Origin of the sequence: Enterobacter cloacae complex sp. P12RS (assembly GCF_014895875.1) — a bacterium.
GTDB lineage: Bacteria > Pseudomonadota > Gammaproteobacteria > Enterobacterales > Enterobacteriaceae > Enterobacter > Enterobacter bugandensis.
This window is the reverse complement of record NZ_JADBQO010000012.1, coordinates 20,292-36,444: the sequence shown is the minus strand read 5'-3', so window position 1 is coordinate 36,444 and position 16,153 is coordinate 20,292. Positions and strand designations below refer to the sequence as shown.

General features: G+C 53.2%; 22 protein-coding genes. 1 reads left to right on the top strand and 21 read right to left on the bottom strand.

Annotated features, from left to right (window positions below):
• Positions 1–9 precede the first annotated feature (9 nt).
• From IM284_RS09475 to IM284_RS09425, 11 genes are all read right to left on the bottom strand, one after another.
• The gene (locus IM284_RS09475) at positions 10–2,457 is read right to left on the bottom strand and encodes a phage tail tape measure protein (RefSeq protein ID WP_193055792.1); all 2,448 of its coding nucleotides are present in this window, start codon (positions 2,455–2,457) and stop codon (positions 10–12) included.
• Entirely contained in the window at positions 2,447–2,605 is a 159-nt protein-coding gene (locus IM284_RS09470) for a GpE family phage tail protein (protein ID WP_240326290.1), read from the bottom strand. Before IM284_RS09470 ends, IM284_RS09475 begins: the two co-directional genes overlap by 11 nt.
• Positions 2,602–2,895, bottom strand: coding sequence for a phage tail assembly protein (locus tag IM284_RS09465; RefSeq protein WP_193055791.1), 294 nt, complete (start codon positions 2,893–2,895; stop codon positions 2,602–2,604). Before IM284_RS09465 ends, IM284_RS09470 begins: the two co-directional genes overlap by 4 nt.
• 60 nt (positions 2,896–2,955) lie before the next feature.
• Positions 2,956–3,474, bottom strand: coding sequence for a phage major tail tube protein (locus tag IM284_RS09460; RefSeq protein ID WP_047749184.1), 519 nt, complete (start codon positions 3,472–3,474; stop codon positions 2,956–2,958).
• 12 nt (positions 3,475–3,486) lie between these two features.
• Positions 3,487–4,680, bottom strand: a complete 1,194-nt coding sequence (locus tag IM284_RS09455) for a phage tail sheath protein (RefSeq protein ID WP_193055790.1) — start codon at positions 4,678–4,680, stop codon at positions 3,487–3,489.
• Between the two features lie 150 nt (positions 4,681–4,830).
• The gene (locus IM284_RS09450; protein WP_226838652.1) at positions 4,831–5,373 is read right to left on the bottom strand and encodes a tail fiber assembly protein; all 543 of its coding nucleotides are present in this window, start codon (positions 5,371–5,373) and stop codon (positions 4,831–4,833) included.
• Positions 5,373–7,373, bottom strand: coding sequence for a phage tail protein (locus IM284_RS23350; protein WP_226838649.1), 2,001 nt, complete (start codon positions 7,371–7,373; stop codon positions 5,373–5,375). The genes IM284_RS09450 and IM284_RS23350 overlap by 1 nt, the downstream gene beginning before the upstream one ends.
• Before the next feature lie 7 nt (positions 7,374–7,380).
• A complete protein-coding gene (locus tag IM284_RS09440) occupies positions 7,381–7,914 on the bottom strand; it encodes a phage tail protein I (RefSeq protein WP_193055789.1) in 534 nt (177 codons plus the stop codon).
• On the bottom strand, positions 7,907–8,815 hold the full coding sequence (locus tag IM284_RS09435) for a baseplate assembly protein (RefSeq protein WP_063437429.1): 909 nt from the start codon (positions 8,813–8,815) through the stop codon (positions 7,907–7,909). Before IM284_RS09435 ends, IM284_RS09440 begins: the two co-directional genes overlap by 8 nt.
• A 5-nt stretch (positions 8,816–8,820) precedes the next feature.
• Entirely contained in the window at positions 8,821–9,171 is a 351-nt protein-coding gene (locus tag IM284_RS09430; RefSeq protein ID WP_193055788.1) for a GPW/gp25 family protein, read from the bottom strand.
• On the bottom strand, positions 9,168–9,809 hold the full coding sequence (locus IM284_RS09425; RefSeq protein ID WP_063437428.1) for a phage baseplate assembly protein V: 642 nt from the start codon (positions 9,807–9,809) through the stop codon (positions 9,168–9,170). The genes IM284_RS09430 and IM284_RS09425 overlap by 4 nt, the downstream gene beginning before the upstream one ends.
• A gap of 256 nt (positions 9,810–10,065) precedes the next feature.
• Between IM284_RS09425 and IM284_RS09420 the strand changes: the two genes are divergently transcribed.
• Positions 10,066–11,550 (top strand): SIR2 family protein, encoded by a 1,485-nt coding sequence (locus IM284_RS09420; protein ID WP_063437427.1) that lies wholly within the window; start codon positions 10,066–10,068, stop codon positions 11,548–11,550.
• Positions 11,551–11,596: 46 nt separating this feature from the next.
• On the opposite strand, the gene IM284_RS09415 is transcribed toward IM284_RS09420, so the two are convergent.
• The 10 genes from IM284_RS09415 to IM284_RS09370 form a co-directional block, all read right to left on the bottom strand.
• Entirely contained in the window at positions 11,597–12,328 is a 732-nt protein-coding gene (locus tag IM284_RS09415) for a hypothetical protein (protein WP_226838646.1), read from the bottom strand.
• Between the two features lie 130 nt (positions 12,329–12,458).
• Positions 12,459–12,905, bottom strand: coding sequence for a phage virion morphogenesis protein (locus tag IM284_RS09410; protein ID WP_063437425.1), 447 nt, complete (start codon positions 12,903–12,905; stop codon positions 12,459–12,461).
• Positions 12,898–13,365, bottom strand: a complete 468-nt coding sequence (locus IM284_RS09405) for a phage tail protein (protein ID WP_063437424.1) — start codon at positions 13,363–13,365, stop codon at positions 12,898–12,900. The genes IM284_RS09410 and IM284_RS09405 overlap by 8 nt, the downstream gene beginning before the upstream one ends.
• Complete coding sequence (gene lysC / locus IM284_RS09400; RefSeq protein ID WP_073971452.1) at positions 13,328–13,573, bottom strand: Rz1-like lysis system protein LysC; 246 nt, start codon at positions 13,571–13,573, stop codon at positions 13,328–13,330. Before lysC ends, IM284_RS09405 begins: the two co-directional genes overlap by 38 nt.
• A complete protein-coding gene (lysB, locus tag IM284_RS09395) occupies positions 13,461–13,886 on the bottom strand; it encodes an Rz-like lysis system protein LysB (protein WP_048957954.1) in 426 nt (141 codons plus the stop codon). The genes lysC and lysB overlap by 113 nt, the downstream gene beginning before the upstream one ends.
• Positions 13,883–14,392 (bottom strand): lysozyme, encoded by a 510-nt coding sequence (locus tag IM284_RS09390; RefSeq protein WP_193055787.1) that lies wholly within the window; start codon positions 14,390–14,392, stop codon positions 13,883–13,885. Before IM284_RS09390 ends, lysB begins: the two co-directional genes overlap by 4 nt.
• The gene (locus tag IM284_RS09385; RefSeq protein ID WP_117580349.1) at positions 14,376–14,597 is read right to left on the bottom strand and encodes a primosomal protein; all 222 of its coding nucleotides are present in this window, start codon (positions 14,595–14,597) and stop codon (positions 14,376–14,378) included. Before IM284_RS09385 ends, IM284_RS09390 begins: the two co-directional genes overlap by 17 nt.
• Complete coding sequence (locus IM284_RS09380; protein WP_048957952.1) at positions 14,588–14,791, bottom strand: tail protein X; 204 nt, start codon at positions 14,789–14,791, stop codon at positions 14,588–14,590. Before IM284_RS09380 ends, IM284_RS09385 begins: the two co-directional genes overlap by 10 nt.
• Positions 14,791–15,297 (bottom strand): head completion/stabilization protein, encoded by a 507-nt coding sequence (locus IM284_RS09375; RefSeq protein WP_048957951.1) that lies wholly within the window; start codon positions 15,295–15,297, stop codon positions 14,791–14,793. Before IM284_RS09375 ends, IM284_RS09380 begins: the two co-directional genes overlap by 1 nt.
• A gap of 99 nt (positions 15,298–15,396) precedes the next feature.
• The gene (locus IM284_RS09370) at positions 15,397–16,152 is read right to left on the bottom strand and encodes a terminase endonuclease subunit (protein WP_193055786.1); all 756 of its coding nucleotides are present in this window, start codon (positions 16,150–16,152) and stop codon (positions 15,397–15,399) included.
• Between the last annotated feature and the right edge of the window lies 1 nt (position 16,153).

The following is a 16,153-nucleotide window of genomic DNA, read 5'->3' as shown; positions in this document are numbered from 1 at the left end:
TTATCCCCCTCAGTCATGACGCATACTTGAGCGCTGACGCGCACGGTTTTCACGATCGAGTTTATCGACAGCCTCACGCAGTTGACGGTCGAGGTCGCTGCCCGGCGCGATGCCACCATTCAGGTTGATGTTATATTCTGGCTTGCTCTGGTCGACGTAAGTCTTTCCGGTGGGTGCCGTTACCGGCTGATATGCCTGATAACCGCCATATGCTGAGGTTGCCGGAATATAAGATCCATTTTGCGAGCCGGTGGCAGCGTTAGCTTTTGCGGCCTTTTGGTCAAGGTCGCTCGATTCTTTATTGATAACCCCGAGCTTTTCCAGCAGCCAGTTAACGCCGGTACGTAATGTATTAAAGCTTTTGAGCGGTAACATCAGCGCTTCGGCCAGTAACTTACCGAACATCACACCCGCATTTTTACAGCTGTCGAGCGTCTCCTGCGTCGACTTAACCGGTGCGATCAGGTCTTTGAACCACTGCCAGACTCCGCGTAATTTCTCCATGAAAGAATCAAACACCGGCGCGAGCGGTGAGAAAATTTCCGCCACCGGCGCAAAGGCTGCTTTAAGCCCCTCCACCACGCCGGAAAAGAATGCACTTATCGGCTCCCAGTATTTACGAATCAGGAGCGCCCCGGCCACAAATGCCGCAACAACGGCCACAACCGGCCAGGTGATAGCCCCGAGCACAGAGACAATGGCCGTACCCATTGCGGCCAGATTTGTACCGAGAAAACCGGCAGCAGCGATAATCGTGTTGATGCCCGTTACCACCGGCCACGCTATCAGGCCAATCCCGCCCAGCACGCCAATCAGCGCCAGCCCGCCACCGGCCACCACACCGATAGTTGTCGCGAGTGACTTATTTTGCTTAATCCAGCCATCAAGCTTTAAGACATATTGCGTGGCCGTCTGCGTCAGCTTACGCAGCGAATCATTCTGCTGGTCAAACAGGTCTGTACCCACTGCCTCATAGGCAGACTGAAATTCTTTAAAGTCGCCGCCGAGATTGTCCTGCATGATTTTGACCAGCTCCTCGGTTTTACCGTCCGAGGCTTTAAACGCCGCCGTGAGCTGGTCGAGCTTGCCGCTTGAGGCAGCGGTCATCAGTACCGCCGCCGCCGAGCTGGCTTCCTCACCGAAAATGGTTTTCATGTATTCGCCGCGCTGGCTTGTTCCGAGATTGTTTTTCTCAAAACTGCGCTGCATTTCTTTCAGAATGGCAAATATCGGGCGCGTGTTGCCCTTGCTGTCAGACGTTTTAACGCCGAGTTCTTTGATGGCCTCGTATGCCTTACCGGTCGGAGCCTGCAGGCGACTCAGGACGGCACGGCTGCCCGTTCCCGCCATCGAGCCGGTGATTTTGGCGTCATGTAACGCGCCGACCATTGCGGCGGTCTGCTCGATACTGACCCCGGCATTTTTTGCCACCGGCGCAGCATACGTCAGCGCGTCGCTCAGCCCGTCAAAGTCAGCGGCCGTTTTGTTCATCGTCATCGACAGCACGTCGCCGATGTGTGCGATCTGGTCGTTTGACATCTGAAACGCGGATTTCATACCCGTCAGCAGCGCGGCGTTTTCTTCCATCGAGCGACGGTTAGACAGTGCCATATTCAGCGTGACCGGCGTCGCCGCCTGAATCGCTGCGGCATCCCCGCCGCTTTTCGCAATGATAATCTGCGCGCTGGCCGCATCATCTGCAGACGCGGCGGTATTGTCCCCGAGCTGGCGCGCCTGTTTGCGCAGCGCCTCCATTTCGGGTGATTGTTTATCGACGCCGAGCACGGCCTGCAGTTCAGAGTTTTTCTGTGCAAACGAATAGCCAGGCATCAGCAGTTTTACCCCGGCCATTGTTCCCGCCGTGGCGATACCTACACCGGCAGCACCTGCAGCGGCCATATTGCCCGCCAGCTCCTTACCTGATTTATATCGTTCTTTTACCTGGCTTAATTTCGCCTGCTGAGCACTGACCCGCGCCAGTGCCTCGCGCTGCCGGTTGAGCTGTGCGGTCGTCTCACTGATGCTGGTTTTGAGACGGCGCTCATCCGCCGACAGGGTGCGGGTATTAATCCCGGCCTGTGCGAGTTCGGTGCGCTGACGCTGTACCGACTGCCTGAGGCTGTTGTATTTGAGCTGCAGGTCAGCGGCGGATTTCTTCGCCGCTTCCATCGCCCGCGCCTGTGCGGTTGTAGGGTTCTGCGTGTTTTTAAACTGTACGGCCAGCGCGGCGGCTTCCTGTTTCGCCTTGTTAAGCGATTGGCCGGTCACGGCAAGCTGTGCGCTCGCTTTCCTGAATCCGTCAATCCGGGACGCCTGCGCATTCAGATCACGCAGGCTGTTTTGAGAAGTGCGGATGTCGCCGGCAAGGGTCTTGCTGGCATTCTGGATAGCTTTAAGCGGTCGGCTTGCCCGGTCAACTGCGTTCAGCAGTACCTCAATCCTGACGTTATTGCTCATGGTGGTGTCCGCTTCGCTGCAGCGCTTTTTCGCGCCATGTGATGAGCTCGGTCACGCTCAGGGAATTCAGCTCTGATGGCGGCCAGTGAAATATCACCGCGATATCCGCCATCAGGTCATCGACCGAAAGGTTATCCGGGAAGGTCAGCGAGCCGAAGATGGCGACAAAAAACCGACCACCTTACCGGCGAACAAAATCAGGTCTGACGCTTCCAGACGCATGACCTCGGGCTCGGTCAGCGCCGGGTATGTCATGCGCGGCAGCACCTTAATCAGCGCATCGACGTCAGAGTTTGCCAGCGCGGCCAGACTCACACCGCGCAGAGTACCGGCGTTGGGTTTGGTCAGTGTCACCTGTTCGATTTTCTGCTCACCGCGCATGACGGGATTATCGAGGATCACAATGTTTGGGTTTTCGGTTTCGTTGATGTTTTCCATGATGTTGCTCTCTTTGAATGTGAGTAAGTGACCGGCCAGCCTGGCTGACCGGTTAAAGGGTTACAGGCCAATCGCCCGACGATGCTCAGCGAGACGGTCGACGCCGTCGACTTTCATCACCATGTTGACGACGTCAATCTCGATGACCTCCTTGCCGTCAATCGTGAGCTGGTAGTACGAGCACTCGGTCGAGATTTTGGTCGTGCCGCTTTCGCCCTGTTTGTTCTCGCCGCCGTCGTACTCCTTGTGACGGCCACGCATGACCACCTCAACGGCGGAAATTGCGCCGGTGTCGTCGCGCTGGAAAGAGCCGGTGAAGCGTAGCGGCACGCTGTCGGCACCCGGTGACGCGTACTGCGCCCACAGCGCGACATCAGGCAGGCCGCCCAGTGTCCACTCAAGCGACAGCGCGTCGTCGTCGAGACCGAGGTCAATCGACACCGAGCCCGGCATCCCGCCGCCGCGGTATTTCTCAAGCTTGCGGGTCAGCTTTGGCAGGGTCACGGATTCAACGACGCCCATGTAGCTGAGACCGTCGTTAAACATGTTCAGGTATTTCAGTTTGCGTGGTAACGCCATGCTCTGAGCTCCTTAGCTGTTGACCGAGTCTGACAGGTCTGCCAGATAGGTATCGGTGATGCGCTGGCGCAGGGTCAGGTTTTCCAGCGGCGGGACGGGGGTGTAGTCGTAATCGATATACAGCTTCCCGGCTTTCAGGGTTTCCACGGTGTTTGACTCCGGGTCGTACCAGCATGACCCGTCAACGATATAGCCGTTATTTTTCAGCTCGCGGAATTTGGCATTGATACCGGCGACGATGTCGCGGATAAGCGTTGCGGAAACGGGCTTATCCATCGCCCACGCGTGCGCCTCCGCCATCGTGTCGGCCAGCACCTGCGCCGTGCGGGTGTAGTTTTCAAACACGAATAACGGATCGTCCGAGCAGGTGCGGTTGCCCCAAAACTTAAAGCCGTCGTTGCGGATGAGCGTTGTCACCCCGGCCTGATTCAGCAGGTTGGCGTCGGTAGCCTGCTCCTGCAAATCCCATGAGACCGAGGCGCTGACGCCGGTGACGCCATTCACGCCGACGTTGGACAGCGTTTTGTGCCAGCCGGTCTCCTGGTCAATTCTGGCACGCAGGCCGAGCGCGCGGGCGGTCGCCCATGCAATATCGGTATCGTTCGCCGTCGTGTCCCATGCGAGAAAATCAGGGTGAATGACCATGAGCTCACGCTGGCTGAAGTTCTCACGGTATTTGATGGCGTCGGAAATGGTCTTGCAGCCCCACGCGCTCACGTAGCCGAACGCGCGCAGGCTCTGGCAGGTTGACGCGAGCGCGGTCGCCACCTCCTGAGAATCCAGCCCCGGCACGCCGAGAATGCGCGGCTTAACGCCGGTGACGGTTTTCGCCGTTAACAGCGCTTTCAGCCCGGTGTATTTGCCGTTTTCGTCGGTCGTGCCGATGATGTTCGAAATGGTTTCTTTCTGCGCCGCTTCCGGGTCTGCCGGGTCGTCGACACCTTCGGGAACGCGCACCACCACTATGACCGGCTTGCACTGGTCGGCGATGGCCTGCAGGGATTTTGATAGCGTACCTTTTTTACCGGCTTTACCGATGGCGTTTTGCACACTGGTAATCAGCACCGGCTCATTAAAGGGGAATGTCTTTGCGTCGGCATCGCTGGCCGTGCAGACCATGCCGATGATAGCCGTCGAAACGGTGGAAATGGTGCGCGTGCCATCGTTAATCTCGATGACCTCGACGCCGTGATGATAGTCGCCCATCTGTTTAACTCCGTGGTTAAGGGGTGCGACTATTTTCTGTTGTGTGTTCTGCGGGTGCGATGAAATGGCGTTGGTGGAGGGATAAAACAACAAACAAAAGCCCTCCGGGTGGAGGGCTTCGGTAAATCATTTAAAACACGGCTAACTGACTCAAATCACAGTCTCAGGCGATGACGGCCAGACCGGTTTTTTAACATCGACCCTACTCAGAAGCACGCGGTACTTTTTCCACTCCTGCAAATTTGCTGTTTCTTCGTCTGTTGCCATGTTTAGATCAACCGCATCCTGCATAGTGGCGATGACGTTATTTGCCTGAGTCATCAGCTCCAGTTTTTTGCGTTGCGCTTCGTCTACATAATCCACTGGCGCGGCTATTATTTTTCCGCCATCAAAAATCCATTCACCAAAAATATTAAGGCCTGCCGGAACATCTGAAATATCACATTCTCCGACTGACATATCAACAGGATTTAACATGGATGCGTCAGTTGAAAAAGAGCGAATTACATTAGCTTCATCAAAAGCAACTTTAAGTGTGTCTTTTGAAAACAGTTTCTGCGCATCATACCAATCCACATCATTCTCATCTTTTAAAAAGATGATGCTACTCCCGGTGAGTTTTTTCATCATTTCTAAATCAGAAAGCTTGCTTTCCTCAGAAGGAATATATTTAGAAAATTTCCCTAATATCATCACAGCGCCCCTACATTATACCAGTTCCCATTAATGTTATATTGGTCATATCTGTACTCAACAGCAATGTAAGTACTTTCATTAAATACTGATACTACACTTGCCCCATCGGGTGCTCTGGCAAATCTATCGCTGTTTTGGTTGCTATTGGCGCTGCCTTTAGCTCCCTTTCGTACCCCTTGAATGAAGTTACTTCTCACCCAATCACTCGGTGCCAGATAGACAATCGTATCTGAATCAGCGTGCCGCATATAAGGATATGCAGTATTGTTAGCTGCAAGCCCAACATATGTTATTGAGTCTCTTTTAACATAGGGGTCTAAGTTCGGTTCTGGAATCACAACAGCGCCCTGCATCCCATTAACACTGGTCACAGGGAATGTTGGGAGATAGTTTGGGGAGTATACCCGCACACCCGGTGTATCGTACACTCCCGCCCCGGCCTCAATTAAACCTTTACTGCTGATATTGCGCCCAGAATGGATGTCATCTTTTGCCTCCAGATAGTTTGGGGCAACAACATTACCGTTCGACTGAATATTAACTGACGGTCCTTCACCAGCCCGCAAGTGGAGTACTTTATCGTCAGAAGCGTAAACAAGCCCCATTTCAGCGCCTGAAGCATTGAAAAACCAAAGGTGTTTATTGCCAGAGCCCCGAATGATTATTGCATTTTGACTTAATTCAATTGCACCGTTACGCGCTCTTACATCAACAGGAAAGGTAACATTCTGGTTGTCGGCATCAAATTGCACTGCACGGAAATAACGCCAGCCTATGGTTGTACCATCATCTTCCCGAATGGCAAAAATCATTGTTGAATTTGTATAACTTACGAATTGGATTAACGGCCTGTTAACTCTCCCTCCCTGAGCTGGGCTAGTGGCACACACAACATTTATATAATAAAAATCCTGCGTCAAAAAAGTCGGGTTATTCTTACAGCCACGGGAATCAACGAATAATGACTCTCCAACAACGAAAGGATATGTCGCAAAGTCTATAGCCACATGGTTACATTCAGATTTAAAATTACCTTTATATCCTACAGGAATTAACTCTCCAGATGCATTATCAGCAACGTTTCTGTGCGCTGCTTCCCCGAGGCTGTCTTTAAGAGTTTTAACTTCATCGTTGACAGTCTTCACAGCTTTTGGTGTGGCCGCCAGCGTCTCAGACGTGCTGTCGGTTGCGCTGCTGAGCTGGACGATACCCTTCTGCGCCGTGGTCGCGTCCTGAGCAGTATATTTCCCTTTAGCAAGGTCATACGCCGCCTTAACCGCTTTTGGCGTCGCGGCGACGCTCTCAGACGCGCTGTCGGTGGCGCTACTGAGCTGAACGATACCCTTTTGCGCCGTGGTCGCGTCCTGAGCCGTGTATTTACCGTTGGCAAGGTCATACGCCGCCTTGACTGCTTTCGGCGTTGCTGCGAGCGTCTCAGACGTGCTGTCGGTCGCACTGCTTAGCTGAGTAAACCCTTTTTCCTTAAGCGTGGCGTCAGGATGGCGGCGGGACTGCTCATGCTCTGCGAGCCTGTCGTCGACGTAGTCCTGCGTTGCCATCACCGTTGAGGTGTCAATCGTCAGCTCGACTGACTCGATGTCGCTCACCATGATGACCATACGCACGGTCTGCGCGCGGCCTGACCCCTCCGCCAGCTCCGGCTTGTAGCTTTCCGCCATGTTGCCGACGGCAATCAGCGTGCCGGTGTCGTCATAAAGCCCCATTTCGCGCATCCAGAAACCGCCGGTTTCTGGCGGGATGAGCAGCTCGGCGATCACATAGTTTTGATTCTTGTTGTCCTGGCTGATTTTGTTCAGCGTATGGCGCCAGACTTCATTGACGAGCTTTGTCTGGCTGGCATCAGGCACCGGCAATGTGCCGCCACCGTCACCGATGGCCATCGCCGTAAAATTCACTTTTTTCCCGTTCGGGACGGTCGCGGCAGCAAGCTTAATCGCACCGGCTTTGGTGATGACCGTTTTATATTTTACCGTCATGGTGTTCTCACTTATCCGGGTAAACCGTGATGATGTCGCCGTCATACGTCAGCGCGCCGGTGTAGAGATAGCCCGGCACATCCTGAATAATGTTGAGGCCGATAAGATGGCGGCTGGCTGGCTTTGCGTCCGCAATGAGCCGCTCCATCTCGTAATACATTTCCTCGGTGATGCCGGTCTCTAACACACCGATATCGAGGCGAAACGTGCCGGGCGGGTCGTTCGTTTCCCACCACTCCGACACGTTAATCAGATAGCCGAGCGGCTCGACCACGCGGCGAACCGCCCCAATCGTTCCTTTGTGCGCATGGATAAACCACGCCGCGCGGATCACATCGCGCTTTGTGGCCTCCGGCCAGTTCTCATCCCAGCGGTCAACGGAAAACGCCCACGCCAGCCACGGCAGCAGATTTGCCGGGCAGTCGTCAGGACTCCAGAGTCGACGTAGCGGAACGGGGGTATTCTCAATCTCAGCGCAGGCGCGCGCCGCCGCCACCTCAAGCGGTGACGAGCCCACCGGCAGCAGGCGGGAATCATTCATCGTTGCCCCCGATAGTCACGCTAGACTCGCTGCACCATGACGCCTGAGTTTTATCGAGCACAATGTCAGCCACCGGCGCGGCCAGCTCGACGCGCTGCACCCCCTCGACGTGGAGCGCGGCATAAATTGCAGATTTACGGATGTCACGCCCGAGCCGGTGCTGCGCGGTGATATACGCCTTCAGCTTTGCTTTAGCTGCACTGAGCACCGGCTCGCTTTCTGGACCCGGGTAAAGGTAAAGCGATGCTGTGATTTTATAGTCGACAATATTCGCCGACTGCACGGTCACGCGGTCAGCGACCGGCCTGACGTCCTCACCGTTAAGTGCGTTACGCACGATGGCGAGCAGTTCATCAGACGCCACGCCGTTATTCTCACGGGACAGAACCGAGACGGTCACACACGCAGGCTCAGGACTGATGACCGAGATATCAGCGACCCGTCCGTCAGCGCTGCGGCCATGAAACTCATATGCGCCGGTTGAGCCTGCGGTACTCAGCCCCTCCGGGGCTTGCTGTATACGCAGACGGTAGTCGGAGTCCGATTCCATCACAGCAGGCGTCGGCGGTAACGTCGTGTCGTCTGCAGGGGTAATGACGAGACGCTCAACGCTGGAATTTCCGCCTATCTGGTCGAGGTCAGCGCCGGTGGCGTAGGCCAGCATGACGGCACGCGCGGCCTCATTGACGCGCTGTCGCCAGATAACTTCCCGATAGGCGTTTTCCTGCAGCAGCTTCACAATCGGCTCTGATTCGAGCGTCAGCGTGCGTGCGACTGCCTCCTGTTGTTCCTCGGGATAAAGCGAGACGAGCGTCGCCTTTCGCTCGCTCAGGATAGTTTCATAGTCCAGTTCTTCCACGACGTCAGGCGCGGCGAGCTGGCTCAGGTCAACAATTGCCATAGCGTTTAACTCAGTGGAATGGTGAGTGAAAAAGGCTGGCCGCCGGTGGAGCGGGTGCCGGTGATATCGACATACAGCCCGCCGTCGGTCTCCGACAGTTCAAAGGTGATGGTCGAGAGATTTACGCGCGGCTCCCACTTCTGGATCGCGGAATAGCACGCGGCCATAATCTGCAGGCGCAGCGCCGGGGTCTGCGGCTGGTCAATCATCTGCGACAGGAGCGAGCCGTATTCACGGCGCATGACGCGTGAGCCAACCGGCGTGACCAGAATGTCGCGCACGCTTTGCCGGATATGCTCAACCTCAGAGATACTGAGACCGGTCTGGCTGTTCATTCCCAGATAACGCACCGTCATTTGATGCCCTCCGTCCAGCTTCCGCCCCGTTCGACGCCGCCGTGGTCGTGGTTATCCACCTGCACGCCGTTTGATTTCAGTGTCCCGCCGGTGTGCTCGATGTTCCCGCGCATGGTGCCGCCTTTCTGCACTTCGAGCGTGCCGGTCGTCAGCTTGTTGGTGCAAACCACCTCCGGCGTATCGAGCGTGATACGGCTCGACGCTTTCACCAGCACAACCGGCACGGTGGCCTTAATGGAGTCCGACGCGGTGACGTCGGCGGTTTTGATGCCAGACACGGTGAGCGCACCGTTTTCGGGTTCATACTCGATAACCGCCCCGTCAGGAAAGGACACGTGAAGCGCATCAGGGGATGCAGACGGCGCAGGATTGTCATCAGAGAAAATGCCGGGCAGCACAAACGCCGTATCGAGCTCGCCGCCGACAGCAAGCAAAAGCACCTGCTCGCCAACGGACGGAGCCCACCATACGCGCGAACGACCGGCGCGGCAGGTTAGCCAGTTCAGCCAGGTGGTTTCCATGCCGCCGGTCTGGACACGACAAAGCCCCTCGTCGTGGTCGACGTCGGTCACGATGCCGGTGCGGATAAGGTTGCGGATCGCGCGTGCGATTTCCTGCAGAGAATTTAGATTATTCATGGGGAAAGGATGCCGCCGGGGGAGGCCAGCGGCAATGTAACGGTGTTTTGTGGGCGTTGTGACAACCGTCATCAATCCCGAGTATTGAATTGAATAGTTCAAAGAAAACTTGCAACACCTTAACTTTTTAGGGTTAAAATCACTCTTCACTATGAGACACACCAATCAATACCTATCAATTTTTGAATAGATTATTGGTAATTCTGACTGATATTTGATTACATTGGGTTATAAGTAATTCATATTGAGGGTTAACATGGAAATTAAGGATTTCGTAAGTCAATATAAAAACCATCCCGTCCTGTTTATCGGAACAGGTTTTAGTCTCCGCTACCTAGAAAACTCTTATAGTTGGGATGATTTATTAATGAAGGCCGCGGTAGACTTAACTGGAAACCCCGAATTTTACTACGACCTGAAAGCTGACAGCCTAGAAGGCGATGAATATCGATATGACATCTTAGCCACTAAACTTGAGGATATTTTCAATCAAACACTGGCTTCAGATCGCAATGGTAAATTTGAGACCATTAATGATATTTTCTATGAAAACATGAAGCAGGGTAAAAAGCTTAGCCGATTTAAAATCTATCTAACATCAATATTAAAAGAGCTTAAAATCAAAGAGCATATGAAAGAGGAAGTTAACGCTCTTATTAAAACAAGAAAAAACATTGGCTCCGTAATCACAACAAATTATGACCAACTCATTGAGAACATTTTCGACTTCATCCCTTTAATTGGCAATAACATCTTACTAAGCAATCCTTATGGTTCAGTCTACAAAATTCATGGATGTGTTAGCGATCCCAACAATATAATCATCACCCTTGACGACTACAAAAACTTTGACAATAAATACGAGTTAATAAGAGCTCAATTACTCTCAATTTTCATACACAACCCAATAATATTCATCGGATATAGCATAAGTGACAAAAACATTAAATACCTTTTGCAAACTATTTTCTCTTATGTTGATCTCAATACTGATCTTGCCAAACGCATAAAAGATAATTTCCTCTTGGTTGAGTATGACGAAAATAATCTCTCCACGACAATATCCGAGCACGATATTAATATTGAAGGATTATCTATTATTAGAATCAACAAAATAAAAACAGATAACTACAAAGCTGTGTATGAAGCAATATCAAACTTAGTTCTACCTGTATCTGCAATGGACATCAGAAAAGTACAAAAAGTTTGGAATACGATAAAAAGTGGTGGAGAGATTAAAGTAAAAATCACCGAAAACCTTGACGAGTTAAGAAACGAGGAAATGGTTATCGCTGTTGGCTCTGAAAGGACAGTCCAATATGTATATCAAACGAAATCTGAAATGCTGCAAAATTATTTCAAGATAGTAGAAGAAGCCAATTCTCAACTTATCTCCCTACTTAATAAGCAAACAATAGGTAACCACGAGCACTTCCCATTTTATGCATTTAGCTCCATTTGCCCTGAGTTAGAAAACATTCCAGCAGCCAAAGATAGACAACTTGATAAAATTGTCAGCCAGATTGAAAGATCTCGCGCTGTTTGCCGCTCTGACTTTAAATCAATCGACGAAATCATAAGCCAAACACCCGCATGGAAAGTCGCAGGAACTATCACATGCTGTATTTTTGACGACAATATAGACATTGAACAACTAAAGAATTATTTACTTGCAAATTCACATAATGTTAACACTGGGTATCGTCAATTACTCTGCCTATACGACTTCCTAGCCAATTAATAAAATGCGTTTAAGGCTGAGAACAAGTCTTAAACGCATAAGTACACTAGTCATATATATCAGTATTTTTTTTCAATAGCTTGATTGCAGAATCGAGCAAATGGTCATGGAAAGAGACCTTTTGTAAAAAGGCTAAGAATGAATCCGTTTCAAAACGATTAAATGCGTTATCAAGACCATCAATCAACTCCGTCAATTGTTGTTGTGTTAATTGAGCTAGAAAAGCTCTAATTCTTATTTCAGGCACAGGTCTTTTCTCATGACAGGATCTACATAGCGCTCTAAATGCACTCAACGGATATTCCCACGGCTCAAAGCCTTCACGCATATTTGTATAATAGCAATGGTGTGCTTCCAAAACGCTTTTCACACCGCAGTCTTGGCAACGTTCCTGAGCTCTGCGCCTTACTACAGTTGACTTATTCTTCCATCGAATATCTTTTAACTTCTGAGTATAGCTACCTGACAACCTCGAATAATCATACCCTTCTAAAGGATAAAATCCCAGACTCCAAGCATAGCCCATTTCATAATAAAAACCGAACGATTCAACAAGATCCTCAAACTCCTCAGTATCACATCCATAATTAAGCAAGTGATATAACCCACTAGAATCAATCGTTAAAACTAATAGAGCATCATCATGCATATCCTCTCCACGTGAAAGCCATTCCGCTTGGGAGTAAAACGTTGCATCATGCAATAGACTATCTTTTATCGCCCATTCGGTTATCGCCTTTTTCATGCGTTCTAAATTAGCCGACATTAATTTATTCAACCTACCCCCCCCTCATGCGAACTTTAAAACTTCACACTGACTAAAACTAAGCAAAAAAGATACTCTCTAAAAATATCAAAGCCATTATTTTCAATCACAATATAAAAAAATACACATTACCAATGTAGTATCAGATTATTCCTTTTAGAATTATTTTTTCAATCAATTTTTGGTCAAGAACAGTAATACCAAGTAACTGGCGTTCTGCGTACTGCACGTCCTTAGAATGTACATTAGGCCGGTCTTTGAGCCCGTACTGATGAATTTGTGCGATGCGCTGCACTTTGCCGGTAAACTCCACCACTGCACTGCTTTCACTGCCAGTGGCTTTCATGTACCGGCTTGTGCGTAGCTTCTGGAACATCGCCCGTTTAATCCGCCCGGTCTTAGCCCTGAGCGGCTGACGTTTTCGCGCCTGATAGGGTGAGCCGTCCGGGGCTTTTTGCTGTTTGATGCGTTGCTGTTGCGACTTGCGCAGCTCCTTTGCTATCTCTCCGGCCAGCTTCCGGCGCGCAGCCGGTGACAGGGCAGCAATCAGACCATTAAGCCGGTCGTCAAAGGGCTTAAAGTCATTCATCCCATTTACTCACCAGTTCGCCATTGATATAGAGCTTTTTTGGCCGGGTGACGGGCTCCGGCAGCGGCGGCTCAGGGGCATAGCTCACGTGCAGCGCGCCGTTTTCCTCCCTGATAATGGTGCGCTCGGTGAGCTGCAGGCTGATACTGATATCGACGCTGTCCCCGTCATTCAAATCCATCTGGAAACGGTAGCCCTTTTTGCGGCCGTCATCGAGCGTGCAGATATCCGGCTGGTTTTCCCTGAGCCATGCGGCCACCGGCACGAAAATCAGGTCAGGGTCGCCCACAAAGTCACACACGATCACATTCAGGGTATAAATTTTCTCGTGCGACAGCGAGGCCGCGAGCCGCGCATCGATATTCCCCTCGTCGGCAAAGATGCGCATCATTTCGGGGTTTGTTTCAAGCTGCGGAACGGCTTTAATCAGCGCTTCGCGCAGGCTGCGTGCTTTCTTCATCGAGTTTATCCTGACAGTCTTTGACGGTTTCAACCTGCAGCGCGCAGGCGGCGAGCGCGTGCTCAAGCCTGCGAATATCGGCGCTCAGGTCGCCATTAGTGGCCGGGTCGCTTTCCGGCATCGGGCAATAGCTCACCTTCGGGCAGGCGCTGTAAACAATGACCGGCGGAGGCGCAGGCGGCGCGGGTGTGCAGCCGACGCACAACATCAGGCAGCTCAGCGCTGTACCAGCGGCGTAACGTTTCATTCTCATTTATCAGCCTCGTAATGGTTTGTTCACGCCGCACGGCCATCGCACCGGCGGCCAGCAGTTCGCCGCGTAAACTGACCTGCGCGGTTTCATTTCGCCTGGCAATTCCCTGCGAAACGGAAAGCTGATTTTTCAGCATTCCGATCGCGGTTTTTTGTTCGGTGGCGACCCTGTTTGCCCGTTCAAACGAGCGCGTCAGGTTTCCGTTTTCATGACGCTGCCAGAGCACAACCGCCATCAGCGCGGCCAGTAAAAACAACATCACTTTCATTGAATCCCCCTGAGGCAGTAAGCACGCTCGCGCGCGCGGCGGTTCTCCAGCCCCTTGTTAACTTCGCCATTCACATACACCCAGCGGGTGAGCTGGTCGCACGCCTGCGGCCATTGCTGGCGCTTAATAAACGAGACCAGCGTCGACCGGCAGGCCGCGCCGGTTCCAACGTTGAAAGAGAAGCTGACCAGCGCATCGTAAACCTGCTGCGGCATTTTCACCGGCGCGCACACGGCCAGACGTTTCTCGACGTTCAGCACATCCGCGACGAGGTTCGCCGCCGCCTGACGTTCGGTGATTTCTCCCTTCGGCACGACGCCTGCAGTGTGGCCGATGCCCGACGTCCACACTCCCGCGCTGCACTGGTAAGGCGTCAGGCGACAACCTTCGAGGTCGGCAATCAGCGCCAGCCCCTCCGGCGAGGTGTTAAGCAGACGAAAGTCAGGCATCAGTGCTGCCAGCGCCAGCACGGCGGCCACACTGCATTTTTTAACGATTGATTTCACGAATAGCCCCTTTATCGAATCCGAGCGATGTCAGATAGAGGTACGTCTTGCGCTTAAACCAGTAGTTCGTCAGCGCGGTAAAAATGGCGCATCCGCCGCCCACGTAAAGCGCCATCTTTTCGGGGGACATTGCCCCGACATACGCCAGCCCCACGGCCAGCCAGTAGGCGATAAACGTGGTGATTTTTTCCATACTCAGTCCCATAGATTCACCGTTTCGGTTCTGGCCGCGCTCTCGGTCTCAGGCAGCTCTACAGCCGTGCCGTGCGGCAGGATCGCGCCGAGCTCGGACAGGCCGGGATTTGCCTCTAAGACGGTTTCGACCACGCCCTCAGTGCGCCCGTAAAACCGGGCGCAAATCGCGTCGAGAGTGTCGCCCTGCAGCGCATACGCTTTCATCAGATTTGCCCCACAATGCAGCGCGCTTTGTCCTGGATGCGCGCCACAGACCAGCGCATGTCCCGCCACATTTCATCGATAGTGCTGTCGATGCTGTCGGCCTTTTTGTCACCTTTGGCGGTCGCATCCACGCCGCGAAAACGCTCATAAAGCGTGGCCGTCGTCATCGAACACACGGCGTTGAAGTAGTGGAAAACGCGCACGCTTTCGCCATCGAGCTTGTCCGTCGGGACGTCAGCCAGCGTGGCGTAACCGGCATCGAGCTGAATTTCGCGCCAGTCGCTCAGCTCCGCGTTAGTCTCCGCGATGGCGGTCTTAATCGCCCGGCGCAGTCGCACGGGGGAAACGGTCTGCTCTAAACGCATTTCCTCACGCACGCGCTTCGGATCCACGTCAGGAAAAAACGGGGTGTTTTTGATTACCGGCTCGCTCACGCCCGGTGGCGGTATCACCACGCCCGGCACATCCTGCGGCTCTTTTTTTGGCTCAATAATCAGCGTCGTCATGACAACCTCGGGTAATGGGTGGGCGGTGGACGCCGGTCGCAGTCAGGGCAATTGATACCCGCATTGACCGGCGTGCCGCCCGGCTCGGGGAGCGCTCGGTTAACCTGCGGCTTTTGCCGCCTTTGGTGGACGCCCGCGCCGTGCCGCCGGTTTAGGGGCGACTTTGCGCGTGCGCGGTTTAGTCGTTTTCGTTTTCGCTGCCGGTTCAGGCTTTGGCCTGAGCTGACGCTCCAACTGCTCAATGTCTTTTCGTACGCCGATAGAGCTCTCTAACTGGATCGCACGCTGCAGGTGCGCCAGCGCCTCAGGCAGTTGTCCTGCATCACGCAGCACGTAGCCGGTGATTTTGTGCAGCTTCGCGCGCACGATGTCGGGCATATCTGCGCGCTCAGTCAGCGCGAGGGTGTCGATCAGGTTCGCCAGTTCGACAGGCTGTTTCGCACCGCGCAGGCGTTGCGCGGCCAGTGCCACCTCTTCGGCCAGCAGGTAAGGCGTCGGGCGTCGCCCGGTCGGCATAGTCAGGCCGTAGGTCATGGCATAACGGGCAATTTCCAGCGCCCCGGCGATGTCGTCAGCATCGAGACGCCAGAGCATGACCGTCATAACGATGTCATCCTGCGCGCCCTTGCCGTTTGCGAGGACGCCAGCGACCCACGGCAGATAGAACGGCAGCAGCTCGCGCTTTTTGTCTGCCTTGCGCTCATTGGATCGGATTTGTTTCAGCGTGCGGTTGTCTGCGGCCAGCTTAACCAGCATCTGCTCATAGGCAGTTGCATTGCGCAGCGGGACTGCAGCCCGCCGCGCTGTTTCAGAGGCCGAGACCCGCATCATGTGACGCGCTGCGGGACTCGTCATG